Genomic DNA, 24,245 nt, shown 5'->3' with positions numbered 1-24,245 from the left:
GGAAGTGTGAAACGATCGCGAGGATCCAGTGGCGTGCCCCTGACAGGGGCACGCCGCTTTTCACTGAGACCTCCTTGGAGAACCCACGTGGCTCACCTCCCCGGCCGCCCGCGCGCTCGCGCGGTGCAGCGCATCGCCACCGCGGCGATAGCCGCCGCCCTGGTCGGCACCACCGCCGGCACCGCCCTGGCCGACGGCCCGAAGCCCCCCTCCGCCGGGCGTGCCGCCACCGCGGCCGAGCGCGCGGCGAAGCTGCCCGCCGGCACCTCGTTCCAGCACCGCTCCGAGGCGCTGCGCGGCGAGGCGAAGTCCGGCGACTACCCGAAGACCGGCGCGGTCGCCCCGAAGGCCCCGCGCCTCGCGGCCCCCCGCAAGGGCGTCAAGGCCGACGGCCCCACCGCCGAGGCCCCGTTCCTCCCGCTGAGCGCCGTCAACAACGACGACCTGTACTTCTACTGGCCCGACGGCAAGGGCGGCATCACGCCCAAGGAGTTCGTCACCAACGGCTGGAGCGCGATCAACTCCGCCGCCCGCGTCGACCACGACCGGGACGGCATCGCCGACGGCCTGTACGTCCGCGACAACGCGCAGAACATCATCTACGCCCCGGCCGGCGGGAACACGAGCATCGTGGCGGACGACTGGGGTCAGTACGACCAGTTCATGTCCCCCGGCAACCTCGGCGGCGGCAAGGAGTCGGACATCCTCGTCCGCGACCGCGAGGGCGTCCTGTGGCTCTACCTCGCCTACCCGGACGGCACGCTCACCGGCCGCAAGAAGGTCGGCCCCGGCTGGAACCAGTTCACCGAGATCGCCGGCCGCGGCGACCTCACCGGTGACGGCAAGGCCGACATCGTCGCCCGCGACAAGGACGGCGTCCTGTGGCTGTACAAGGGCACCGGCGACTACACGAAGCCGTTCGAGTACAAGCAGCGGATCGGCGGCGGCTGGAACCAGTTCAACAAGCTGGTCGGCACGGGCGACGTCGACCTGGACGGCAAGGCCGACCTCGTCGCGCGCGACAAGGACGGCGCGCTGTGGCTGTACCGCGGCACGGGCCGCACGGACCAGCCGTACGACTACAAGGTGAAGATCGGCAACTCCGGCTGGAACCAGTACAGCCTGATGTTCTGACGTAGCGACACTTCACAGCACGCGCGAGCGCTGCTCCTGCCCCGGGCGTCCGGCCTCACGCAGGGGCAGCCCGGGCGTACAAGGCTTCTCCCGCGGGGGAGTCCTCCCCCGCGACGTGCGCGCGGACCGAGGCCAGGTAGTCCGCACGGACGACCCGGCCGTCACCGTCACCGTCCAGCGCGGCGAAGGCCGATTCGATGTTGCCGGCCGGGTTCCCCAGGGCCGTGCGCAGCGTCGTGAACTCCTTCAGGTCCAGGGCGCCGTCCCCGTCGGTGTCGGCGAGGTCGAAGAGGCCTCCGAGCACGGGCTCGCAGACGGTGTCGAAGGCCTCGGCGCCGGCCCAGGCCGCGTACTCGTCGAAGGTCACTCCCCCGTCGCCGTCCGCGTCCATCGCCGCCCACGCCCGCGCACCGTTCGCGCGTGCGGCGATGACCAGGGGGTCGTCGTCGGACCGTCCGGTCGCCAGGGTCACGCGCTCGACCCGCGCCGCGTACTCGGCTTTGGAGATGACTCCGTCGCCGTCCGCGTCCAGCATGGCGAAGACGAGTCGCTTGGCAGCAGTTCCGTCCATCGGAGCACCTTCTGTCAGGTCGTGTTCCCGGTCGGCTGTCGGCTGTCCCTACCCGGAACACCGTGGTCCGACTCCGCCGGGGTGGCGCGCACGCCCCGCGCGCAGGGCGGAGCGTGCGCGGCCGGGCCGCTGCGAGAGCCGGGGACGGCGGAGGCGTGCGGGGGTAGTCACAAGGCCGGCAGTGCAACCGGTTCCCTGGAGGGCTCGTGGTCGGCGGACGTGGTGCGGCAGTGGCATGGAGTGTTCTGGCCCTGGTGGGGTCGTCGTTGGTGTGGTCCCCGGCCGGGCAGGCGGATGCGGACCGGCACAGAGAGGGCGTGGTGCTGTGCACGGGCAGCAGTGACAGCACCTACGATCCGCCGCTGACCCTCGCGCCACGCGCGACGCACGTCTCCGTCAACGCCCGCTACACGTGCAGTGTCGCGCCGGGCCGGAACGTGACGGCCACCGGGACGCTGGACGGGGTCTCGCCGTCGGCCTCCTGCCTGACCCTGGGCAACGCCGCCCGCCTCACGGAGACCGTCCAGTACGCCGACGGTGAACGGTCGCTGATCGCCTACGACGGCGGCGGCACCTACCGCGTCGCCGGCGGACAGGTCCTCAGGCTGACGGGCCGGGTCGTCAAGGGGCGCGGGAAGGGGCAGCAAGCGGAGCGGACGGTCTCCGCCGTGTCCTCCACGCTCCCCACCGAATGCCTCTCTTCCGGCCTCCCGGGAAGCAGCGGCCGAGCGCAGCTGGAGATCCGGCCATGACCCACGCCTCCGCGACGATTCCCACCGAGCCCATCGGCAGCGTTCCCCGCCCCGCCGAGCTGCTCGCGTCCATGGCCGCCCATGCCGCCGGCCGGATCGGCGACGAGGAACTCGCCTCCGTCCAGGACCGGGCGGTCCGCGACACCATCCACCGCCTGGAGGAGATCGGCTCGCCGGTGGTCACCGACGGCGAGCAGGCGAAGCCCAGCTTCGCCACGTACCCCCTGGCGGGGCTGGACCGGCTGGCACCCGACGGCGTCGTCATCCCCTTCGCCGACGGCCACCAGCGGCAGCTGCCCCGGCTGACGGCAGGGCCGCTGCGCTACGGCGTGCACGCCGAGCGCTATCTGCGCGCCGCGCTCCGGCACGCGACGGTCCCGGTCAAACAGGCCGTCATCGCCCCTTCGGCACTCAGCCTGCTCTACCCGCCCACCCCCGTCGACGGGTATCCGCGCGAGGCGTTCCTCGACGATCTCACCGCCGAAGCCGAGGCTGACATCCGCGGCTGCCTGGACGCCGGGGCCCACGTCGTCCAGCTCGACTTCACCGAGGCCCGTCTCGCCCTGAAGCTGGATCCGTCAGGGGGCCTTCTGGAGGATTTCATCGCGCTCAACAACCGTGTCCTGGAACGTTTCTCCGCCACCGAGCGGGCCAGGATCGGCGTACACACCTGCCCCGGGGGCGATCAGGACTCCACGCACAGCCTCGACGTGGACTACGCCGGTCTCCTGCCCGCTCTGATGCGGCTCAGGGCAGGGGTGTTCTACGTCCAGCTGGCCAGTGAGCCGGATCCGGACAAGGTCCTCGGCGTCCTCGCCGACCATCTGCCCGGCCACGCCCGCGTGTTCATCGGGGTGACCGACCCGGTCGACCCGTGCGTCGAGACCGCCGAGCAGGTCCGCGACCGGGTCCTGGCCGCGGCCCGGCACCTGCCCGTCGACCGCCTGGGCACCTGCGACGACTGCGGCTTCTCGCCCTTCGCCGACGACACCTCCACCTCGCGCGACACCGCCTTCGCCAAGATCCGCGCCCGGATCGAGGGCACCGCCCTGGCCGCCCGCGAGCTGAACGGCTGACCGCGCCGGGCGGCGGGCGGCGGGCGGCTCGTCCCGGGCGACCGCCGCCCGCCGCCGGGCCCGCAAGGGCGAGCTCCGCGGCCCGGAGCGGGAGACCGGTTCTCCGCGCCTTTCCCCGCTACCCGCGCCGCTCTCCGGGCCGGCACCGGCTCCGGGCCGCGCGGACGAGCGAGCGCACCGGCCGCCACAGGGCCAGTGCCAGACCCGCCACGGGCAGCGTGAGCAGCACGACCTGCAGGCTTGCCGCGACCGTGCCGAGGACCGGGTAGCCGGAGGCGCCCGCGTGCTCGGCCAGGAGCCGGATCGTCTGCCAGTCCGCACGGAGCAGCTGGGGCAGGTTGGCGACCACCATGCCCAGTTGGAGAAGCAGCGCGGGCACCAGGAACAGGACCCACGCCGCGACCACGATCTGCGGCCATCGCTTGAGCGCGCGGAGCCGCTCGTCCTCCGGGCGCCGCAGGACGACCCGCTTGAGGATCGGGGCGATGTACTTGAACAGGTCGGGGATGCCGACCAGGTCGGCGATGATGTAGTAGCCGTCGAACCGCAGCGTGGGCAGGAGCTGCTGGATCATCTCCAGGTGGACGGAGAGGACGGCCACGAGCAGCAGCGGGCTCCCGTTCGCCCCGTACAGCGCCAGCAGGCCGAGCACGAAGAGCGCGTTGAAGTAGACGCCGCCCAGGTCCGCGCGGATGCGCCCGCCGCGGCCGAGCCGGTACGAGTTGGTGATGTCGGTGTAGAACGCGGGCCACACCAGGTAGATGCCGCAGCCCATCCGGCCGGGCCGGACGCCTCCGTAGCGGCAGGCCGCGCCGTGGCCCAGTTCGTGAAAGACGCACGAGGCGATGGCCAGGGCCAGGACGAGCAGGACGTCGGCGGGCGACGACAGGACGGACTGGAGCGCCGTACCGGTGTCCTGCGTCGTCCACAGCCATGCCTCGCCGCACACGAACGCGACGAGCATTCCGGCCACGAGCGCCGGGCGGAACAGCCAGGCGAAGACGCCGGAGAGGAACCAGGTGACGTCCTCCGGGACGACCGCGAGGCGGAACCGGAAGGCGAGGAACGGGTCGTTCTTGCGCGTCGGCGGGGGCGGGGAGCCGTCGCTGTAGGTCGTGATGCCGAGCGGGGCGAGCTTCTTGTCGAGGAGGAAGACGATGTGGTCCGCCGTGAACCGCCGCCCGGTCTCGCGGCTGAGCTGTTCGGCCACGCGCGCCACGGGTCGGCCGTCCAGTGCCCGCGCGACCTGGTAGAGCAGCGGGGGGAGCCGGACGATCTGCCCGTCGGGGCGGCAGACGAGATGCGGCGGTTCGCGGTAGCCGGAGTCCTCGAACTCGCCGACCAGCTCGGTGCCGGCCACCAGCGCGGGCAGTGTCATTCTGCGCTCTCCGTAGGGGGCGGAAGTACGGGGAAGGGCCGGACGCGTCCGGCCCTTCCCCTCGTACGTGCGTCAGTGGCTGGCGACGGCCGCCGGGATGCAGGTCAGGTCGTTGCTCGGAGCCGTGGAGGGCAGGCCGAGCGAGCCGAACAGACCCGGCGTGCCCGGGTGGGACGAGGACTGGCACGCCGACATCGCCACGGTGCCGTGGTCGTGCGGCTGCGGGGCGAACACGCCGCCGCCCGTGGCCGCCGCGGAGCTGCTGCTGGAGCTGCCGGCGCCGGCCCCGGAGCCTCCGTCGCCGTCCCCGGCGCCGAGGGCGAGCGGGGTGGCCAGGATGCCCATGACCGTGCGCTCGGGCAGCAGCTCGCCCGCGACGCCGTCGAGTTCCTCGAAGCTGATGGCGTTGTCCATTCCGTTCCCCTTTTCTGATTCGCTGATTACGGGTCAGTGCTCATCGGGTGGAGATGGCCGCGGGAATGCACGTCGTCGTATAGCCGGGGTCCTGGGACGCGAGCCCCAGGAAGACGAGGAGCGGAGGACTTCCCGCGTTCTGCCGGTACTGGCAGGCGTAGGCGACCGTCGTGCCGTGGTCGGACTTCACCATGACCGGGTGGACCGGCTGGTCGGTGCCCGCCGGCAGCACGCTCGACAGCGCGAGCCGCGGGGGAAGCTCCTCGCCCGAAAGGCGTTCGAGTTCCCCGAAAGTGACGGCGGATTCCATAAGTGTTCCCTCCCTGGGGGACGACATCGTCCCGGCGTCGATCCCCGCCGGAGCCTAACCGGGAGTGGAATGCCCGACACTTCGCCAATCCCCTGATCACCCTGTCGGGTTGGGATTTGCCCCAGGGGAGTGCAGGGGCGAACGCCCGTGCCGCGCGAGGCCCTGTAGACGCGCGAGGCCCGCATCCGTAAACGCGCGAAGGCCGCACCCCGTACGAGACGGGGTGCGGCCTTCAACCGCTACAACTGCGTTGCCGGAACCGCTTACTTGCGGATCAGGTTGCGCAGCACGTACTGCATGATGCCGCCGTTGCGGTAGTAGTCGGCCTCACCGGGGGTGTCGATGCGGACGACCGCGTCGAACTCGACACCGGTGTCGGTGGTGACCTTGACCGTGCTCGGCGTGCGGCCCTCGTTGAGCTCGGTGACGCCCGCGATGGAGAAGGTCTCCTCGCCGGTCAGGCCGAGCGAGTCGGCCGACTGGCCGGCCGGGAACTGGAGCGGCAGGACGCCCATGCCGATGAGGTTCGAGCGGTGGATGCGCTCGTACGACTCGGTGATGACGGCCTTGACGCCGAGCAGCGCGGTGCCCTTGGCGGCCCAGTCGCGGGACGAGCCGGAGCCGTACTCCTTGCCGCCCAGGATGACCAGCGGGGTGCCCTGCGCCTGGTAGTTCTGCGAGGCGTCGTAGATGAACGACACCGGGCCGCCCTCGACGGTGAAGTCGCGGGTGAAGCCGCCCTCCGTGCCCGGCGCGATCTGGTTGCGCAGGCGGATGTTGGCGAACGTGCCGCGGATCATGACCTCGTGGTTGCCGCGGCGCGAGCCGTAGCTGTTGAAGTCACGGCGCTCGACACCGTGCTCGGTGAGGTACTTGCCGGCGGGGGTGTCGGCCTTGATGGCACCGGCCGGGGAGATGTGGTCGGTGGTGACCGAGTCGCCGAGCTTCGCCAGCACGCGGGCGCCGGTGATGTCGGTGACCGGGGTGGTCTCCATCGTCATGCCCTCGAAGTACGGGGGCTTGCGGACGTAGGTGGACTCGCTGTCCCACTCGAAGGTGTTGCCGGTCGGGATCGGCAGGGCCTGCCACTGGGCGTCGCCCGCGAAGACGTCCTGGTAGGACTTGTTGAACATGTCCTCGCCGATGGCGTTGGCCACGACGTCGTTGACCTCGGCCTCGGAGGGCCAGATGTCCTTGAGGAAGACCGGGTTGCCGTCCTGGTCGGTGCCCAGGGCGTCGCGCGTGATGTCCACCTTCATGGAGCCCGCGATGGCGTACGCGACGACCAGCGGCGGGGAGGCCAGGTAGTTCATCTTGACGTCGGGGTTGATCCGGCCCTCGAAGTTGCGGTTGCCGGAGAGCACCGAGGTGACGGCGAGGTCGTGGTCGTTGACGGCCTTGGAGACCTCCTCCGGCAGCGGGCCGGAGTTGCCGATGCAGGTGGTGCAGCCGTAGCCGACGAGGTTGAAGCCGACCTTGTCGAGGTACGGGGTCAGGCCCGCCTTGTCGAAGTAGTCGGTGACGACCTTCGAGCCCGGGGCGAGGGTGGTCTTGACCCACGGCTTGCGGGTCAGGCCCTTCTCGACGGCCTTCTTCGCGACGAGGGCCGCGGCCACCATCACGTACGGGTTCGAGGTGTTGGTGCAGGAGGTGATCGCGGCGACGGTGACGGCGCCGTGGTCGATCTCGTAGGTGCTGCCGTCGGGGGCGGTGACGGTGACCGGGTTCGACGGGACGCCGTTGGCGGCGGCCGGGGAGTCGGAGGCCGGGAAGGACTCCTCGCCGGCCTCGTCCGCGGTGGAGACGTAGTTGAGGACGTCGCGCTCGAACTGGGTGGCGGCCTCGGCGAGGACGATGCGGTCCTGCGGGCGCTTCGGGCCGGCGATGGAGGGGACGACCGTCGACAGGTCGAGCTCCAGCTTCTCGGAGAAGTCCGGCTCGGCGGCCGGGTCCAGCCAGAGGCCCTGCTCCTTGGCGTACGCCTCGACGAGCGCGACCTGCTGCTCGGAGCGGCCGGTGAGCTTGAGGTAGTTCAGGGTCTCGCCGTCGATCGGGAAGATCGCGGCGGTGGAGCCGAACTCGGGCGACATGTTGCCGATGGTGGCGCGGTTGGCGAGGCTCGTGGCCGCGACGCCCTCGCCGTAGAACTCGACGAACTTGCCGACGACGCCGTGCTTGCGCAGCATCTCGGTGATCGTGAGGACGAGGTCGGTGGCGGTGGTGCCGGCCGGGAGCTCACCGGTCAGCTTGAAGCCGACGACGCGCGGGATGAGCATGGAGACCGGCTGGCCGAGCATCGCGGCCTCGGCCTCGATGCCGCCGACGCCCCAGCCGAGCACGCCCAGGCCGTTGACCATGGTGGTGTGCGAGTCGGTGCCGACCAGCGTGTCGGGGTAGGCCTGGCCGTTGCGGACCATGACCGTACGGGCCAGGTGCTCGATGTTCACCTGGTGGACGATGCCGGTGCCCGGGGGGACGACCTTGAAGTCGTCGAAGGCGGTCTGGCCCCAGCGCAGGAACTGGTAGCGCTCCTTGTTGCGGCCGTACTCCAGCTCGACGTTCTGGCCGAAGGCGTCCTTCGTGCCGAACTTGTCGGCGATGACGGAGTGGTCGATGACCAGCTCGGCCGGGGACAGCGGGTTGACCTTCGCCGGGTCGCCGCCGAGCTCCTTGACGGCCTCACGCATGGTGGCGAGGTCGACGACGCAGGGGACGCCGGTGAAGTCCTGCATGATCACGCGGGCCGGCGTGAACTGGATCTCCTGGCTGGGCTGGGCCTGCGAGTCCCAGCTGCCCAGCGCGCGGATGTGATCGGCGGTGATGTTCGCGCCGTCCTCCGTGCGGAGCAGGTTCTCCAGCAGCACCTTCAGGCTGTAGGGAAGGCGCGCGGAGCCCTCGACCTTGTCCAGCCGGAAGATCTCGTACGACTCGTCGCCCACGCGCAGCGTGCTGCGGGCGTCGAAGCTGTTCGCCGACACGACAGTCTCCTTCATGCATGAATTCGCGTACTGCGGCCATCCTGCCGCCCCGCGGTCCCGCCGTTCCGATAAGGTGTGCCTTAGTTAGGTACGCCTTACTAGCGCGACAGCGGTACGCCTCTCGGTAGATATCTCGATGTCGAGATAACTCTAGTACATCGGCGGGGAACGGTCATGTCCTGACGGCCCCGAGCGGCTTTCGCCTGCCCGGCTCACGCGCGTGCGGCCGCCGCGTCCACCTCGTCCAGGAACGCCGGCACGCGGCTGTTCAGCACGTTCACCGGCATGCCGTGCCCGGCGCCGGGCACGGTCTCCGCCCGGACGCCCGGAATCAGCCGCCTGACCCGCTCCCCGGCGCGCCGCGCGTCCACGACCCGGCCGGCCCCGCCGAGCAGGATCAGGGCGGGGACGGTCACGGAGCGCAGTTCCTCGCCGGTCATGCGCTGCGGTTGCGGAAGCCGGATGCGGAAGCCCCGGATCGCCTGGAGGGAGAGCTGCGCCTGCGCCTCGGCCTCCGCCGGAGCGGCGCCCGTGTCGCCGATCATCCGGGTGAACCAGCGGTGCTGGAGCTTCTCTGAGCCGCTGAGGAACGCGGCGGCCGCGCCCAGGACGAAGCCGGGCTTGAGCGGGGCCAGGGCGCGGGGCGGCTCGTAGACGGCCACCGAGGCGACCCGGGCTGGCCGGCGGGCAGCGTGCTGGAGCGCGACACCGCCGCCGTACGAGTGACCGACGAGGTGCGCCCGTTCCAGGCCGAGACCCGCAAGGACCTCTTCCAGCCAGTCGGCGGTGCGGTCCGCGGTGCGGATGGGGGCCGTCTGGGTGCTGGACCCCGGCTCACCCACCCGGTCGACGGCGAACACGGGACGCCCGCCGGCGGCGAGGGCGGCGACGTGCGGTGCCCATTCGGCGGGCGTGGCGCTCTGACCGTGCAACAGGACGACCGGGGTGCCGGCGCCGCCGCCGAACGTGTGCACGCGGGTGCTCCCGAACGACGTCACGACGTCCTGCTGCCCCCGCGGCTCGGGCCAGAAGGCCATCGCCTTGTCGTAGGCGGCGAGGATGCGCGCACGGGCGGCCTCGTTCGCGAAGGAGCTGATCTGCGCGGCTGTCTCCGCCTTGCCTGCCATGGGCGTTCTCCCCCTGCGGCGGCACGTTCGGCCGCCGCGTGTTCGATCATGACAGGGGGTGGATTCCGCAACTCACGGGGATCTAGTTCGCCAGTACGAGTGACCGTTGGGCCGAATGGGCGGGTCACCGACGCCGGTCGCTGTAGACCTTGGAGAGTCGTCATGCTGCAGTCACGATGTCCGTAGGAGGACTGATGAGCGCACAACCTCACTCTTACGCAGCCGACGACCCCGAAACCGCACTGAAGTATGCGATCCAGCACATCCGGGGGGACGACCGGGCGCAGATCGTGGAGGGGGTCATCGAACGGGCCGTGCCGACATGGGACCACGAAAACGTAACGGATCTTATTCGCGAACAGATCGGCCCTGTGCTGCGGAAGCTCGGCTGCAGGGCAGGGGCGGGAAACCTCGATTTGCCGGGCAGCCCGAACTGGTACGTCCCGGACCTGGCGGTGGTGCCTCGGGAGCTCGCAAAGGGCGGTGACGCCCTGGTCCCCGATCAGACCCTTCTCATCGTCGAAGTCACCTCCGACTCCAACGGAGACACGGACAGAGTCACGAAACGTCGCCGCTACGCCGAATACGGCGCACCGCTGTATCTACTGGTGGACCACCAGGAACGCACCTGCACGCTCTTCAGCGAGCCCGGAGAGCTCGGCTACACCCGCACGGAAGGCCCTCACCCCTTCGGCACACCCCTCCGGCTCCCGGAGCCCTTCAACCTCGAACTCGACACCACCGGGTTCTGACCCGCGGTTCCTACCTCCCCGCCAGCCCGCCCCGTACGAGTTGGACCAGTTCCTCGTCCGAGACGCCCAGGGCGCGGGCGTCGGCCACCAAGGCGCGGACGCCGTCGGTGAGGCGGGCTCGGCCGGGGGCCGCCGGGTCGGGGGTGACCACGGCGCCGCGGCCGCGGCGGAGTTCGATGAGGCCCTCCTCCCGCAGGCGCTGGTAGCCGCGGAGGACCGTGTGGACGTTGACGCCGAGGGAGTCGGCGAGAGCGCGGGCGGCGGGGAGGCGTTCGCCCGGGAGGACGGTGGCGTCGGCTATGGCGCCGCGCACGGCGGCGGCGATCTGGTCGCCGAGCGGCACCGGGGAGCCGTGGTCGAGGCGGACGAGCATCTCAGCCTCCAGCCGTGGTGCCGGTCGTCGTGCGGTCGCGTGCGGCCAGGGCGTCGAGGAGCGCGGCGGCCGTGGCGGCGTCGTCGACGGTGACGACGAACTCGCTGCCGGTCGTCAGCCGGACCACCACGGCGGGGCCGGAGCGCAGGGCGAACCCGCTGCGGCCGGGGACGGCGCGGTAGCCCCAGCCGCCGAGGTCGCGCAGCGGCTCCACGTCACGGTGGCCGGCCTCCGCTATCCGGTCGAGGGGGATGCGGACGCGGGGGCGGGGCAGGCCGAGCACGTTCACGGTGAGGCCGTGCCGGTCGACGGTGACGCGGACGGCGAAGCAGGCGCACAGCACCACTCCCCCGACCGCGAGCCCCAGGCCCGAGACCCAGCCGGCAAGCGGGACCAGGACCGCGCCGGCCGCCAGGAGCGCCCCGCCGCCGACGAGCACGGGGCGCGAGCCGGCCCTGCGGGTCCAGAGCACGCTCTCGCCCTCGCGGAGCACGAAGCGGGGCGCCGGTTCCGCGGCGGCGTCCGGCTCCGCCCGCGGCGTCGCGGGGCGGCGCCCGCCGGCCGGCACGCCGAGGCCCGCAGCCACGGCGGCGACCGCCACGGCGATGCCGAGCGCCCCGGGGCCGAGCCGGGCCCCGTCGGCCGTATCCGCCCCGGCATTGCTCGCGACGACGGTCACGGCCAGCGCGCCGAGGAGGCCCGCGACGCCGCAGCCGAGGCCGACGAGCAACCGGTGGGCGCGCGACGCGTACATGAGGCCCGTCGCGTACACGAGGCCCGTACAGAGCAGCGCCGTGACGAGGAGCATGCCGAGCATCTCGTACGGGAAGGCGCCGAGCGTCGTGAAGCCGTCGGCGCCGCCGGAGCCGGAGAAGTGGGTGGCGACGAGGTCGGGCAGGGCGTCGCGGCGGACGAGAAAGGCCGTCAGGAAGGCGGCGCAGGCCAGCAGATGGGCGGCGGCCACGACGAGGGGCGCGCGCAGACCGCTCACCGGCCGCGGGGACACAGGCATGGCACCTCCGTGGCACCTCCGAGTTGTACGCATCGTAATAGAACAACCAATGGCCAGAACCGCCATGCGGATGAAATCTCATATGTGAGATAACGTCTACGGCATGACCGACGCATACCTCGCCCGTATCGGCAAGCTGATCCGTGACGCCCGGCAGCACCGAGGCTGGACCCAGTCGCAGCTCGCGGAAGCCCTCGGCACCAGCCAGAGCGCCGTGAACCGCATTGAGCGAGGAAATCAGAACATCAGCCTTGATATGATCGCCCGCATCGGTGAGGCGCTGGACAGCGAAATCGTCTCCCTCGGTTACGCCGGCCCCATGCACCTCAGGGTGGTCGGCGGCCGCCGCCTCTCCGGCTCGATCGACGTCAAGACCAGCAAGAACGCGTGCGTCGCCCTGCTCTGCGCCACGCTCCTCAACGCGGGCCGCACCACCCTGCGCCGGGTCGCCCGGATCGAGGAGGTCTACCGGATCCTGGAAGTGCTGGGCAGCATCGGCGTCCGCACCCGCTGGATCAACGACGGCAACGACCTGGAGATCGTGCCGCCCGCGGAGCTCGACCTGGCCGCGATGGACACCGAGGCCGCCCGCCGCACGCGCAGCGTCATCATGTTCCTCGGCCCGCTCCTGCACCGCATGGACCACTTCAAGATCCCGTACGCGGGCGGCTGCGACCTCGGCACCCGCACCGTCCAGCCGCACATGACGGCCCTGCGCCACTTCGGCCTGGAGGTCACGGCGACGGACGGCACGTACCACGCGCAGGTCGACCGTTCGGTCGCACCCACCCGGGCGATTGTGCTGACCGAGCGCGGCGACACCGTGACCGAGAACGCCCTCCTGGCGGCCGCCCGGCACGACGGCGTCACCGTCATCCGGAACGCCAGTTCGAACTACATGGTCCAGGACCTCTGCTTCTTCCTGGAGGAGCTCGGCGTCCGCGTCGAGGGCATCGGCACCACCACCCTCACCGTGCACGGCGTCGCCACCATCGACCGCGACGTGGACTACGCGCCCTCCGAGGACCCGGTCGAGGCCATGAGCCTGCTGGCCGCCGCCGTCGTCACCGAGTCCGAACTGACCATCCGGCGCGTACCGGTGGAGTTCCTGGAGATCGAGCTCGCCGTCCTGGAGGAGATGGGCCTCGACCACGAGCGCAGCCCGGAGTACCCGGCGAACAACGGCCGCACGCGCCTGCTCGACCTGACCGTGCGCCCCTCCAAGCTGCGGGCGCCGATCGACAAGATCCACCCGATGCCGTTCCCCGGCCTCAACATCGACAACGTGCCGTTCTTCGCGGCCATCGCCGCGACCGCCCAGGGCCAGACCCTCATCCACGACTGGGTCTACGACAACCGCGCCATCTACCTCACCGACCTCAACCGCCTCGGCGCCGACGTCAAGCTCCTCGACCCGCACCGCGTCCTCGTCGAGGGCCCCACGCGCTGGCGCTCGGCGGAGATGATGTGCCCGCCGGCCCTGCGCCCCGCCGTGGTCGTCCTCCTGGCCATGATGGCCGCCGAGGGCACGTCGGTGCTCCGCAACGTGTATGTCATCAACCGCGGTTACGAGGACCTCGCCGAGCGCCTCAACTCCATCGGCGCCCAGATCGAGATCTTCCGCGACATCTGACCCCGGCACCCCGGCCGCCGGGGCCCCCGGCCCCGGCCCGGTGAACGTTTCGTCGTGGTGAACCGGACCATCGCGGGTGATCGGGGCCAGGATGGTGGTATGGGATTCCATGTCGATTCCGAGGCCGGGCGGCTGCGCCGCGTCATACTGCACCGCCCCGGCCTGGAACTGAAGCGGCTCACGCCCTCCAACAAGGACGCTCTGCTCTTCGACGACGTGCTGTGGGTGCGCAGGGCGCGCGCCGAGCACGACGGGTTCGCGGACGTGCTGCGCGAGCGCGGGGTCGAGGTGCACTTCTTCCAGGACCTGCTGGAGGAGAGCCTGACGGTGCCGGAGGCGCGGGAGCTCGTGCTGGACCGGGTCTTCGACGAGAAGGAGTACGGGCCGCTGGCCACGGGCCACCTGCGGGCCGCGTTCGCCCGCATGCCGGCGGCGCAGCTGGGCGAGTGGCTGGTCGGCGGGATGACCAAGCGGGAGTTCCTGGAGCGGCACAGCGAGCCGGTCTCGGTGCGCTTCCACGCCATGGAGCTGGACGACTTCCTGATCAACCCGCTGCCCAACCACCTGTTCACCCGCGACACCTCCGCCTGGATCTACGACGGCGTGTGCGTCAACGCGATGCGCTGGCCCGCACGTTGGCACGAGACCGTGCACTACGAGGCCCTGTACCGCTACCACCCGCTGTTCTCGGACGGCGGCTTCCACGTCTGGTCGGAGGGGCAGGCGGCCTACCCGTCGACGATCGAGGGCGGCGACGTGCTCGTGATCGGCGAGGGCGCCGTGCTGATCGGCATGAGCGAGCGGACCACCCCGCAGGCCGTGGAGATGCTCGCCCACCGGCTCTTCGCCACCGGCTCGGCCCGGACGATCGTGGCGCTGGACATGCCCAAGCGGCGCGCGTTCATGCACCTGGACACGGTGATGACCATGGTGGACGGGGACACCTTCACGCAGTACGCCGGGCTCGGGACGCTCCGTTCGTACACGATCGAGCCGGGCGTGGGCGAGCGCGAGCTCAAGGTCACCGACCACCCGCCGGAGCACATGCACCGCGCGATCGCGGCGGCGCTGGGCCTGGACTCGGTGCGGGTGCTGACCGCGACGCAGGACGTGCACGCGGCGGAGCGGGAGCAGTGGGACGACGGCTGCAACGTGCTGGCCATCGAGCCGGGCGTGGTGGTCGCCTACGAGCGGAACGCGACGACCAACACGCACCTGCGGAAGAACGGCATCGAGGTGATCACCATCCCGGGCAGCGAGCTGGGGCGGGGGCGCGGCGGTCCGCGGTGCATGAGCTGCCCGATCGAGCGGGACGCGGTCTGAGAGCGTGAACCTGAGAGCCTCAGCCTGAGAGCCTCAGCCTGAGATGCGTCGCCCGCGCGATTGCATAGTGATACATGTGTTCGTATAGTTTCACTTTTCCGCAGTCGTGAGCACCCGCGAGCAAGCTAGGAGTCCACCCCATGGCGACAGACCTCAAGGGCCGTCACTTCCTCAAGGAGACGGACTTCACCGCCGAGGAGTTCCACAGCCTCGTCGAGCTCGCCGCCGAGCTCAAGGCCGCCCGGCAGACCGGCGCCGAGGAGCAGCGGCTCCTCGGCCGCCACATCGCCCTCGTCTTCGAGAAGACCTCGACCCGGACCCGCTGCGCCTTCGAGGTCGCGGCGGGCGACCAGGGGGCCCGTACGACCTTCCTCGACCCCGCGGGCTCGCAGATCGGGCACAAGGAGTCGGTGAAGGACACCGCCCGGGTGCTCGGCCGGATGTTCGACGCCATCGAGTACCGGGGGCACGGGCAGGAGGTGGTCGAGGAGCTCGCCGCGCACGCGGGGGTGCCCGTCTACAACGGCCTGTCGGACGAATGGCACCCCACGCAGATGCTCGCCGACGTGCTCACCATGTCCGAGCACACGGCCAAGTCCCTGGACCACGTCACCTTCGCCTACCTCGGCGACGCCCGCTACAACATGGGCAACTCCTACCTCATCACGGGCGCCCTCCTCGGCATGGACGTGCGCATCGTGGCACCGGAGGAGCTGTGGCCCGCCCCCGAGGTCATCGCGCAGGCGCGGCTCCTCGCCGAGGCGAGCGGGGCGCGGATCAAGCTCACGGAGGACATCGCCGAGGGCGTGAAGAGCGCCGACTTCATCGCCACCGACGTGTGGGTGTCGATGGGCGAGCCCAAGGAGGTGTGGGACGCCCGGATCGCCCTGCTCGGGCCGTACGCCGTGACCATGGACGTGCTGCGCGCCACCGGCAATCCGGCGGTGAAGTTCCTGCACTGCCTGCCCGCCTTCCACGACCTGGAGACGAGCGTCGCCCGCGAGATCCACGAGCGGCACGGGCTGACCTCCCTGGAGGTCACCGACGAGGTCTTCGAGTCGCCGCACTCGATCGTCTTCGACCAGGCGGAGAACCGGATGCACACGATCAAGGCCGTGATGGTCGCGACGCTGGCCGGGTGACCGGGCCCGGACCGCCCCGGACGACGAACCCCGGTACGGGGCGGTCCGGGGCGGTCCGGAGCAACTCCCGTTCTATCGCGTACTCGTGACGACAGTCACGACCCGGTGATAACTTCACAGCGCAGGCACGTACCAGCCCCCCGGCTGAAGGAGGCCGCGCTCCATGAGTCCGTTCACCGGCTCCGCGTCCCGTACCGAGGAGTGGCGGCACCTGCGCCTGAGCCTCGACGCCGGCGTCGCGACCGTCACCCTCGCCCGCCCGGACAAGCTCAACGCCCTCACCTTCGGCGCCTACGCCGACCTGCGCGACCTGCTGCCCGAGCTGGCCCGCGACGGCTCCGTGCGCGCCCTCGTGCTCGGCGGCGAGGGTCGCGGCTTCTGCTCCGGCGGCGACGTCGACGAGATCATCGGCGCGACGCTGGCCATGGACACCGGGCAGCTCCTCGACTTCAACCGGATGACCGGCCAGACCGTACGGGCCCTGCGCGAGTGCCCGTTCCCCGTGGTCGCCGCCGTCCACGGGGTCGCCGCGGGCGCCGGCGCCGTGCTCGCGCTCGCCGCCGACTTCCGCGTGGCCGACCCGACGGCCCGCTTCGCGTTCCTCTTCACCCGGGTCGGCCTCTCCGGCGGCGACATGGGCGCCGCCTACCTCCTCCCCCGCGTCGTCGGCCTCGGCCACGCGACGCGGCTGCTGATGCTCGGCGAGCCCGTACGCGCCGCCGAGGCGGAACGCATCGGCCTGATCAGCGTGATGTCGGAGGAGGGGCAGGCGGGCGACGCGGCGCGGGCCCTCGCCCGCCGCCTCGCCGAGGGGCCCGCCCTCGCGCACGCCCAGACCAAGGCCCTGCTCACCGCCGAGCTCGACATGCCGCTCGCCGCGGCCGTCGAGCTCGACGCCGCCACCCAGGCCCTGCTGATGAACAGCGCCGACTACGCCGAGTTCCACGCCGCCTTCACCGAGAAGCGGCCGCCGAAGTGGCGGGGACGATGACGCCCGCCGGAACCCCGGCACCCACCGCCCCGCGGGTCGCCGTCATCGGCGGCGGCCCCGGCGGCCTCTACGCCGCGGCCCTGCTGAAACGTCTCGCCCCGGAGCGCGACGTCACCCTCTGGGAGCGCAACGCCCCCGACGACACGTTCGGCTTCGGCGTCGTCCTCTCGGACGAGACCCTCGGCGGCATCGAGAGCGCCGACGCGGACGTCCACGCCGCCCTGTGCCGCGAGTTCGTCCGCTGGGACGACATCGACGTCGTCCACCGCGGCACCACCTTGCGCTCCGGCGGCCACGGCTTCGCCGCCCTCGGCCGCCGCCGGCTCCTGGAGATCCTCCACGAGCGCTGCCACGGCCTCGGCGTCCGCCTCCGCTTCCGCACGGAGGCGCCGCCCGCCGCCGAGCTGGCCCGTACCCACGACCTCGTCATCGCCGCCGACGGCGTCCACAGCCGCACGCGCGAGGCCCACGCGGACCACTTCCGGCCCGTCCTCACCACGCACCGCTGCCGCTACATCTGGCTCTCCGCCGACTTCGCCTTCGACGCGTTCCGCTTCGAGATCGCCGAGACCGAGCACGGTCTGATGCAGCTGCACGGCTACCCGTACCGGCAGGACGCCAGCACCGTCATCGTCGAGATGCGCGAGGAGGTCTGGCGCCGGGCCGGCCTCGACCGCTGCGACGAAGAGGGCACGCTCGCGGCGTGCGGCAAGTACTTCGCCGACGCCCTCGGCGGGCGCCCCCTGAGCTCCAACCGCTCCGCCTGGACGGCCTTCCGCACGGTCGTCAACGAACGCTGGCACCACGGCCGTACGGTCCTGCTCGGCGACGCCGCCCACACGGCGCACTTCTCCATCGGCTCCGGCACGAAGCTCGCCGTCGAGGACGCCCTCGCGCTCGCGCAGGCCCTGGAGCGGCACCCGGACGTTGCCGGCGCGCTCGCCGCCTACGAGGCCGAGCGGCGCCCGACCGTCGCCTCCACGCAGCGCGCCGCCCGCGCGAGCCTGGAGTGGTTCGAGGACCTCGCCGTGCACGCGGACCAGCCGCCCCGCCGGTTCGCCTTCAACCTGCTCACCCGCAGCCGCCGCGTCACCCACGGCAACCTGCGGCTGCGCGACCCGGGGTTCGTCGCCTCCGTCGAGGACGAGGCCGGCGTGCCGCCCGGCACGCCCCCCATGTTCACGCCCTTCCGGCTGCGCGGCCTGACCTTGCGCAACCGCGTCGTGGTCTCCCCCATGGACATGTACTCCGCCGTCGACGGCACCCCCGGCGACTTCCACCTCGTCCACCTCGGCGCGCGTGCCCTGGGCGGGGCGGGCCTCGTCATGGCCGAAATGGTGTGCGTCAGCGAACAGGGCCGGATCACGCCCGGCTGCACGGGCATGTACGCGCCCGAGCACGAGCGGGCCTGGAGCCGCATCACCGGCTTCGTCCACGACCAGGCGCCCGGCACGGCGATCGGCCTCCAGCTGGGGCACGCGGGGCGCAAGGGCTCCACGCGGCGGATGTGGGAGGGCATCGACCAACCGCTCCCGGACGGCAACTGGCCGGTCGTCGCGCCGTCGGCGCTCCCGTACCGGGCCGGCGTCAACCAGACCCCGCGTGCCTTGTCGGTGGCCGAGATGGACTCCATACGGGAAGAGTTCGTACGCTCGGCGGAGGCCGCCGCCCGCGCCGGGTTCGACCTCCTGGAGCTCCACTGCGCGCACGGCTACCTGCTGTCCGGCTTCCTCTCCCCGCTGACGAACCAGCGCGACGACGCGTACGGCGGCGGGCTGGAGGGGCGCCTGCGCTACCCGCTTGAGGTGTTCGACGCGGTACGCGCCGTATGGCCCGCCGACCGGCCCATGACCGTGCGCATCTCCGCCACGGACTGGGCCGACGGCGGCACGACGGCCGAGGACGCCGTGGCCGTCGCCCGCGCCTTCGCCGCCCACGGGGCGGACGCGCTCGACGTCTCGACCGGCCAGGTCGTCGCCGACGAGCGGCCCGCGTTCGGCCGCTCGTACCAGACGCCGTTCGCGGACCGGATCCGCCACGAGGTGGGTGTCCCCGTGATCGCCGTCGGCGCGATCTCGTCGTGGGACGACGTCAACTCCCTCGTCCTGGCGGGCCGCGCCGACCTCTGCGCGCTCGGGCGTCCCCACCTGTACGACCCCCACTGGACGCTCCACGCGGCGGCGGAACAGGAGTACGCGGGCCCGGGGGCGGTGTGGGCGGCGCCGTACCGGGCGGGAAGCCGCCGCCCGCCCACGGGCCGGGGCTGAACGCCGGGCCGGGGCCGGCCGGCCCTCCCCCGCCGCAACGGCGGCGCGCCACGGCAGGCCTGTCCGGCGGTGCCGCACGAGCCGAAGCCCGTCCGGCACCGCCGGCGGTGTCATGTGAGTTCCGCGCTCACGAAGCGCGCCCCCGCCTCCCTCAGCCGCGCGTGCAGCGCGCCGAAGACGCGTGCTGAGCGTGCCCCCGGCCAGTCTTCGGGCAGGAGGCCGCCCGGGAGACCGGGATCCGCGTACGGGAGGTGGCGCCAGGAGTCCAGGGCGAGGAGGTAGTCCCGGTACGCCTCGCGCGGCGGTACGACCCGCCGCCGCGCCCACCGCCGCAGCACCGGCTCGTGCGCGGTCAGGAACGCGCGGTGCTGCGCGGCCAGGGCGTCGAGGTCCCACCAGCGGCCCACCGCCTCCGCGGTCGGTTCGAAGCCGAGGTGGGAGCCCTTGAACAGGTCGACGTACGGGGCGAGCCCGAGCCGCTGGAGCGTGTGCCGCGTCTCGTCGTGCACGTGCGCCGGGGCGATCCACACCCCCGGCGCCGCCGTGCCGAAGCCGAGCCGCGCGAGCCGGGAGCGCAGCAGGTGCCGCTTGTGCCGCTCCTCCTCGGGCACGGAGAAGACCGCGAGCAGCCAGCCGCCGGCCGTCCGCCCGGGGGCGCGGCCGTAGACGCGGCGGTCGCCGTCGTCGAGCAGCTGCCGGGCGGCGTCCGAGAGCCCGTACCCCGCGGCGCCGCCGGCCGTGCGGCCCGCGACGAGCAGCCCGCGCCGTTTGAGCCGCGAGACGGCCGACCGCACCGAGGGCGAGTCCACGCCGACGGCACCCAGCAACCGGATCAGGGCCGCGATCGGCACGGGGCGGCCGGGCGCGTGGCGGGCGCCGCCGCGGCCGTACGCGCCGTAGAACGTGACGATGAGGGACCGGGGAGTGTGGAGAGGAGGGAGTGGTTGCTGGTCAGTCACGGGGAAACTGTAAAGCTCCGTCAAGAGCCGTCACGCAGCCGGAATCGCTGCAACTTGCCGGTGGGCGTGCGGGGCAGGGCGGCCAGGAACTCGATCTCGCGAGGGCACTTGTAGGGAACGATCTCCTTTTTGGTGAACTCCCGCAGCTCCGCGACCGTTTCCGCCGTCGCCGGCACCCCGTCCCGGAGCACGACGAAGGCGACGACGATCTCGCCGCGCCGCTCGTCGGGGCGCCCGACGACGGCCGCCTCCAGGACGTCGGGATGGCGCAGCAGGGCCTCCTCGACCTCGGGCCCCGCGATGTTGTACCCGGCCGAGATGATCATGTCGTCGGCGCGGGCCACGTAGCGGTAGTGGCCCGTGGTCTCGCGGACGTACGTGTCGCCGGTGAGGTTCCAGCCGTCACGCACGTAGTCGCGCTGCCGCTCGTCGGCGAGGTAGCGGCAGCCGGTGGGGCCGCGCACGGCGAGCAGCCCGGGTTCGCCGTCCGGGAGGGGGCGGCCGTCGGGGCCGAGGACGCGCGCCTCGTAGCCGGGGACGGGCAGGCCGGTGGTGCCGGGGCGGATCGCGTCGTCGGCGGCGGAGATGAAGATGTGCAGCATTTCGGTGGCGCCTATGCCGTTGATGACGCGCAGCCCGGTGGCCCGGCGCCAGGCGTCCCAGAGGGCCGCGGGGAGGTGTTCGCCTGCGGAGACGCAGCGGCGGAGCGAGGAGATGTCGTACGAGCCCGGGGCACCGGACCGTTCCTCCAGCCGCTCCAGCATCGAGCGGTAGGCGGTGGGGGCGGTGAAGAGCACGGAGACGCGGTGGCTCCGGATGTCGGCGAGGAGCTGTTCCGGGCCGCGCCAGTCGGTGAGGAGCGTGGCGGCGCCCGCGCGGAGCGGGAAGACGACGAGGCCGCCGAGGCCGAAGGTGAAGCCCAGGGGCGGGCTGCCGGCGAACACGTCGTCGGGGCCGGGCCGCAGGACGTGGGCGGAGAACGTGTCGGCTATGGCGAGCACGTCGCGGTGGAAGTGCATGCAGCCCTTGGGGCGTCCGGTGGTGCCGGAGGTGAAGGCGATGAGGGCGACGTCGTCGGCGGCGGTGTCGGCGGCCGCATACGATGAGGGTTTGTCCGCGGCCAGGCGCAGCAGGTCGCCGGGGGTGTCGCCGCCGTAGGGGGTGACACGGAGGCCCTGGCCCGGCGCCGATCGGAGGTCGTGGAGGCCGTCGAGCGAGCGGGCGTCGCACAAGGCGTGCCGGATGTCGGCGAGTTCGCAGATCGTGGCGAGTTCGTGCGGGCGCTGGGAGGCCAGGACGGTGACGGCCACGGCTCCGGCCTTCATCACGGCGAGCCAGCAGGCCGCGAGCCAGGGGCTGGTGGGGCCGCGCAGCAGGACGCGGTTGCCGGGAACGACGCCGAGGTCGTCGGTGAGGGTGCGGGCGATCCGGGCGACGTGGGCGGCGAGTTGCCCGTACGTCCAGAGGCCGCCGTGGCCGTCGTGCACGGCGGGGCGGTCCGGGCCCAGCCGGGCGATGGTGGCGTCGAGCAGCTCCGCACCGCAGTTGAGCCGGTCCGGGTAGGCCGGGAGGACGCCGTCCCGCGGGCCGAGGAGGAGATCGGGCCACTGGCCGGCGGGCGGGAGGTGGTCGCGCGGGAAGGTGTCGGCATGGACCGAGGGCTGAAGCTCCATCGCTGCCATCGCTGTGCGCCCCCTCGCGCCGGTGACATGGAGGTGAACGGGGGTCTTGCCAGCTGTACGGATCCGCTGTCAGCGTAGCGACTTGGTGACGGCAGTCAACAGAGCGCGATAGGCGCGATAGGTACGCGACAGCAGCGCGACAGGTGCGCGGCAGCAGAGACAGAGAAGCGGCAGCAGAGACAGATCAGCCTCAGCGACCAGAAAGGGCCGCCCATGGCCACCCCGTTCGCCCTCGATCCGCAACAACGCGCCTGGAGCGAGGCGTTGCGCACCCTCGCGGCGGAGAAGTTGCGCCCGCTCGCGGCGGCGGGCGAGCCGGGCCGCGTCAACCGGCCCCTCGTCGCCTCCCTCGGCGAACTCGGCCTGCTGGCCCGCCTCTTCCCGGCGGCGGGATCGGCGGCGGGGCCGGCTTCGGGGGCGGTGACGGGGCCGGCTGCGGGAGCGGCGGGCGCCGTGCGCGCCATGGACCTGTGCCTGCTGCGGGAGTCCCTCGCGCGCGAGTGCACGGAGGCCGAGACCGCGCTGGCCCTCCAGGGTCTCGGCGCATACCCGATCGTGCAGTCGGGCAGCGCGCGGCAGCGCGCCCGCTGGATGCCGGAGGTGATCGCGGGGCGGGCCGTGGCCGCGTTCGCGCTGAGCGAGCCGGCGGCCGGTTCCGACGCGGCGGCGCTGGAGCTGTGCGCCGAGCCGGACCCGTCCGGCGCCGGGGACGGCTGGCGCCTGACAGGCGAGAAGACGTGGATCTCCAACGCCCCCGAGGCCGACGTGTACACGGTCTTCGCCCGTACGGGACAGGCGCCCGGCTCGCGCGGCGTGACGGCCTTCCTCGTACCGGGCGACAGCGCAGGACTGTCCGGCCGCGGCCTGGACATGCTCAGCCCGCACCCCATCGGCACGCTGACGTTCGACGGCGTGCCGGTCGGCGCCGGGGACGTGCTCGGCGTGCCGGGGGGCGGCTTCCGCGTCGCCATGCGCACGCTCGACCTCTTCCGGCCCAGCGTGGGCGCGTTCGCGGTGGGCATGGCGCGGGCCGCGCTCGCCGCCGCCGTCGCCCACGCCGGGGAGCGCCGGGCCTTCGGCGGGCCCCTGAAGGACCTCCAGGCCGTCTCCCACCAGCTCGCCGAGATGGCCACCCGGACGGAGGCGGCGGCGCTGCTGGTGTACGCGGCGGCAGCGGCGTACGACGCGGGCGAGCCGGGCATCGCGGCCCGCTCGGCCATGGCCAAGCTCTTCGCGACCGAGACCGCGCAGTACGTCGTGGACGCCGCCGTCCAGCTCCACGGCGCCCGCGCCCTGCGCCGGGGGCACCTGCTGGAACACCTGTACAGGGAAGTGCGCGCGCCACGGATCTACGAGGGCGCGAGCGAGGTCCAGCGCACGATCATCGCGAAGGAGCTGTACCGGTGAGGGGGGCGGCGGCGGAGGGCGGCGGCACCTCAGCAGCCGGGTCCGGGCCGGAGCTCCGGCGGATCAATCCCCCGGAGCTCTCGCCTCCGGCGGGCTTCTCGCACGCCGTGACCCTCACCGGCGGCCGCCTCGTCCTCCTCGCCGGGCAGACCGCGCTCGACGCCGCGGGCCGCGTCGTGCCCGGCGGCCTGCCCGAACAGTTCGAACGGGCGCTGAGCAACCTGCTCAGCGCCCTCCGCGCGGCGGGCGGCGGCCCGGAGCACCTCGCGCGCGTCACCGTCTACGCCACCGATGTCGCCGGCTACCGGGAACACGCCCGGGAACTGGGCGCCGTCTGGCGGCGGCTGGCCGGGCGGGACTACCCGGCCATGGCCGTCGTCGGCGTCGTACGGCTGTGGGACGAGGAGGCGCTGGTGGAACTGGACGGGATAGCGATGCTGCCGTGACGTGACGCCGTGGGACGGCGGCCTCCGTTGCGCTCAGAAACCCGTACACGTCGCCGTCACGTCCGGGCCGGACGCGGTCGCGGTCCTCGGCCGGCCGTCGTTCACCGTCACCGAGCAGGCGACCGTACCGCCGCCCTTCCCGGTCGTGACGGCCAGCAGGCCGCCCTTCACGAAGCCCTTCGTCACCAGCTCCTTGCGCCAGGGCAGGTCCCGGTGACTCTCCTTCTGCGTCACGAGGCCCCCGTCGTTCCAGGTGGTGTACGCGACGGCCACGTCCTTCGCGGTGCCGGTCACCTCGTACCGCACCCGGACCGTCTTGCCGGTCTCCTCGTCGAGCCCGACGACGAGCGCCGCGCACCCGCCGGCCAGCAGGAGCACGACGGCGAGCAGCACCCACGGCCACTTGCGGCGGTGCCCCTTGCCGGCATGAGCATGGGCATGGGCAGGGGGCGGCACCCACTGGCCGTGCCCGGGGCCGCCGCCGCCCGGATGCGGGGTACTCATGCGGCCAGCATGCC

General features: G+C 72.4%; 22 protein-coding genes. 11 read left to right on the top strand and 11 right to left on the bottom strand.

Annotation, left to right across the window (positions count from 1 at the left end; translation table 11 throughout):
• Window positions 1–87 precede the first annotated feature (87 nt).
• On the top strand, window positions 88–1,134 hold the full coding sequence (locus PS271_RS23090) for an FG-GAP-like repeat-containing protein (protein ID WP_398384258.1): 1,047 nt from the start codon (window positions 88–90) through the stop codon (window positions 1,132–1,134).
• Between the two features lie 55 nt (window positions 1,135–1,189).
• Here the strand turns inward: PS271_RS23090 and PS271_RS23085 are convergent, their stop codons facing one another.
• Window positions 1,190–1,705, bottom strand: coding sequence for an EF-hand domain-containing protein (locus tag PS271_RS23085; RefSeq protein WP_398384256.1), 516 nt, complete (start codon window positions 1,703–1,705; stop codon window positions 1,190–1,192).
• A 230-nt stretch (window positions 1,706–1,935) separates the two neighbouring features.
• Between PS271_RS23085 and PS271_RS23080 the strand changes: the two genes are divergently transcribed.
• The gene (locus tag PS271_RS23080) at window positions 1,936–2,457 is read left to right on the top strand and encodes a hypothetical protein (RefSeq protein ID WP_398384255.1); all 522 of its coding nucleotides are present in this window, start codon (window positions 1,936–1,938) and stop codon (window positions 2,455–2,457) included.
• Window positions 2,454–3,533 carry a cobalamin-independent methionine synthase II family protein gene (locus PS271_RS23075; protein ID WP_398384254.1) on the top strand — a complete coding sequence of 360 codons (1,080 nt, stop codon included), beginning with the start codon at window positions 2,454–2,456 and terminating at the stop codon, window positions 3,531–3,533. Before PS271_RS23080 ends, PS271_RS23075 begins: the two co-directional genes overlap by 4 nt.
• A 118-nt stretch (window positions 3,534–3,651) precedes the next feature.
• Here PS271_RS23075 and PS271_RS23070 read toward each other — a convergent pair whose 3' ends face one another.
• From PS271_RS23070 to PS271_RS23050, 5 genes are all read right to left on the bottom strand, one after another.
• On the bottom strand, window positions 3,652–4,911 hold the full coding sequence (locus PS271_RS23070; RefSeq protein ID WP_398384252.1) for a zinc metalloprotease: 1,260 nt from the start codon (window positions 4,909–4,911) through the stop codon (window positions 3,652–3,654).
• 72 nt (window positions 4,912–4,983) lie between these two features.
• The gene (locus tag PS271_RS23065; protein ID WP_398384250.1) at window positions 4,984–5,325 is read right to left on the bottom strand and encodes a hypothetical protein; all 342 of its coding nucleotides are present in this window, start codon (window positions 5,323–5,325) and stop codon (window positions 4,984–4,986) included.
• 40 nt (window positions 5,326–5,365) lie between these two features.
• A complete protein-coding gene (locus PS271_RS23060) occupies window positions 5,366–5,635 on the bottom strand; it encodes a hypothetical protein (RefSeq protein ID WP_398384249.1) in 270 nt (89 codons plus the stop codon).
• A 263-nt stretch (window positions 5,636–5,898) separates the two neighbouring features.
• Window positions 5,899–8,613 (bottom strand): aconitate hydratase AcnA, encoded by a 2,715-nt coding sequence (acnA, locus tag PS271_RS23055; protein WP_398384247.1) that lies wholly within the window; start codon window positions 8,611–8,613, stop codon window positions 5,899–5,901.
• Window positions 8,614–8,825: 212 nt separating this feature from the next.
• The gene (locus tag PS271_RS23050) at window positions 8,826–9,740 is read right to left on the bottom strand and encodes an alpha/beta fold hydrolase (protein ID WP_398384246.1); all 915 of its coding nucleotides are present in this window, start codon (window positions 9,738–9,740) and stop codon (window positions 8,826–8,828) included.
• Window positions 9,741–9,934: 194 nt separating this feature from the next.
• Between PS271_RS23050 and PS271_RS23045 the strand changes: the two genes are divergently transcribed.
• Complete coding sequence (locus PS271_RS23045) at window positions 9,935–10,492, top strand: Uma2 family endonuclease (RefSeq protein WP_398384245.1); 558 nt, start codon at window positions 9,935–9,937, stop codon at window positions 10,490–10,492.
• A 10-nt stretch (window positions 10,493–10,502) separates the two neighbouring features.
• Here the strand turns inward: PS271_RS23045 and PS271_RS23040 are convergent, their stop codons facing one another.
• Both PS271_RS23040 and PS271_RS23035 read right to left on the bottom strand, forming a co-directional pair.
• Complete coding sequence (locus PS271_RS23040; protein ID WP_398384243.1) at window positions 10,503–10,865, bottom strand: GntR family transcriptional regulator; 363 nt, start codon at window positions 10,863–10,865, stop codon at window positions 10,503–10,505.
• 1 nt (window position 10,866) lies between these two features.
• Entirely contained in the window at window positions 10,867–11,877 is a 1,011-nt protein-coding gene (locus PS271_RS23035) for a hypothetical protein (protein ID WP_398384242.1), read from the bottom strand.
• Between the two features lie 103 nt (window positions 11,878–11,980).
• Here PS271_RS23035 and PS271_RS23030 point away from each other — a divergent pair, with 103 nt between their 5' ends.
• From PS271_RS23030 to PS271_RS23010, 5 genes are all read left to right on the top strand, one after another.
• Window positions 11,981–13,510 (top strand): helix-turn-helix domain-containing protein, encoded by a 1,530-nt coding sequence (locus tag PS271_RS23030; RefSeq protein WP_356273962.1) that lies wholly within the window; start codon window positions 11,981–11,983, stop codon window positions 13,508–13,510.
• Between the two features lie 99 nt (window positions 13,511–13,609).
• Window positions 13,610–14,833, top strand: a complete 1,224-nt coding sequence (locus tag PS271_RS23025; protein WP_398384240.1) for an arginine deiminase — start codon at window positions 13,610–13,612, stop codon at window positions 14,831–14,833.
• A gap of 140 nt (window positions 14,834–14,973) precedes the next feature.
• Window positions 14,974–15,975: an ornithine carbamoyltransferase gene (gene argF, locus PS271_RS23020; protein ID WP_398384239.1), complete on the top strand. Its 1,002-nt coding sequence runs from the start codon at window positions 14,974–14,976 to the stop codon at window positions 15,973–15,975.
• A 163-nt stretch (window positions 15,976–16,138) separates the two neighbouring features.
• Window positions 16,139–16,966 (top strand): enoyl-CoA hydratase family protein, encoded by an 828-nt coding sequence (locus PS271_RS23015; RefSeq protein WP_398384237.1) that lies wholly within the window; start codon window positions 16,139–16,141, stop codon window positions 16,964–16,966.
• Window positions 16,963–19,233, top strand: coding sequence for a bifunctional salicylyl-CoA 5-hydroxylase/oxidoreductase (locus PS271_RS23010; protein WP_398384235.1), 2,271 nt, complete (start codon window positions 16,963–16,965; stop codon window positions 19,231–19,233). Before PS271_RS23015 ends, PS271_RS23010 begins: the two co-directional genes overlap by 4 nt.
• A gap of 110 nt (window positions 19,234–19,343) precedes the next feature.
• On the opposite strand, the gene PS271_RS23005 is transcribed toward PS271_RS23010, so the two are convergent.
• Both PS271_RS23005 and PS271_RS23000 read right to left on the bottom strand, forming a co-directional pair.
• The gene (locus PS271_RS23005; protein WP_398384233.1) at window positions 19,344–20,192 is read right to left on the bottom strand and encodes a PaaX family transcriptional regulator; all 849 of its coding nucleotides are present in this window, start codon (window positions 20,190–20,192) and stop codon (window positions 19,344–19,346) included.
• Between the two features lie 20 nt (window positions 20,193–20,212).
• Window positions 20,213–21,865, bottom strand: a complete 1,653-nt coding sequence (locus PS271_RS23000; protein ID WP_398387009.1) for an AMP-binding protein — start codon at window positions 21,863–21,865, stop codon at window positions 20,213–20,215.
• A 222-nt stretch (window positions 21,866–22,087) separates the two neighbouring features.
• On the opposite strand from PS271_RS23000, the gene PS271_RS22995 reads away from it, so the two are divergent.
• Window positions 22,088–23,281, top strand: a complete 1,194-nt coding sequence (locus PS271_RS22995; protein ID WP_398384232.1) for an acyl-CoA dehydrogenase family protein — start codon at window positions 22,088–22,090, stop codon at window positions 23,279–23,281.
• A gap of 62 nt (window positions 23,282–23,343) precedes the next feature.
• Window positions 23,344–23,727: a RidA family protein gene (locus PS271_RS22990; RefSeq protein ID WP_398387007.1), complete on the top strand. Its 384-nt coding sequence runs from the start codon at window positions 23,344–23,346 to the stop codon at window positions 23,725–23,727.
• Between the two features lie 33 nt (window positions 23,728–23,760).
• On the opposite strand, the gene PS271_RS22985 is transcribed toward PS271_RS22990, so the two are convergent.
• A complete protein-coding gene (locus PS271_RS22985) occupies window positions 23,761–24,231 on the bottom strand; it encodes a hypothetical protein (protein ID WP_398384230.1) in 471 nt (156 codons plus the stop codon).
• Window positions 24,232–24,245 lie beyond the last annotated feature (14 nt).

It is taken from the genome of Streptomyces sp. SCA2-17 (assembly GCF_044336695.1).
This window is presented reverse-complemented; position numbering and strand designations above follow the sequence as displayed.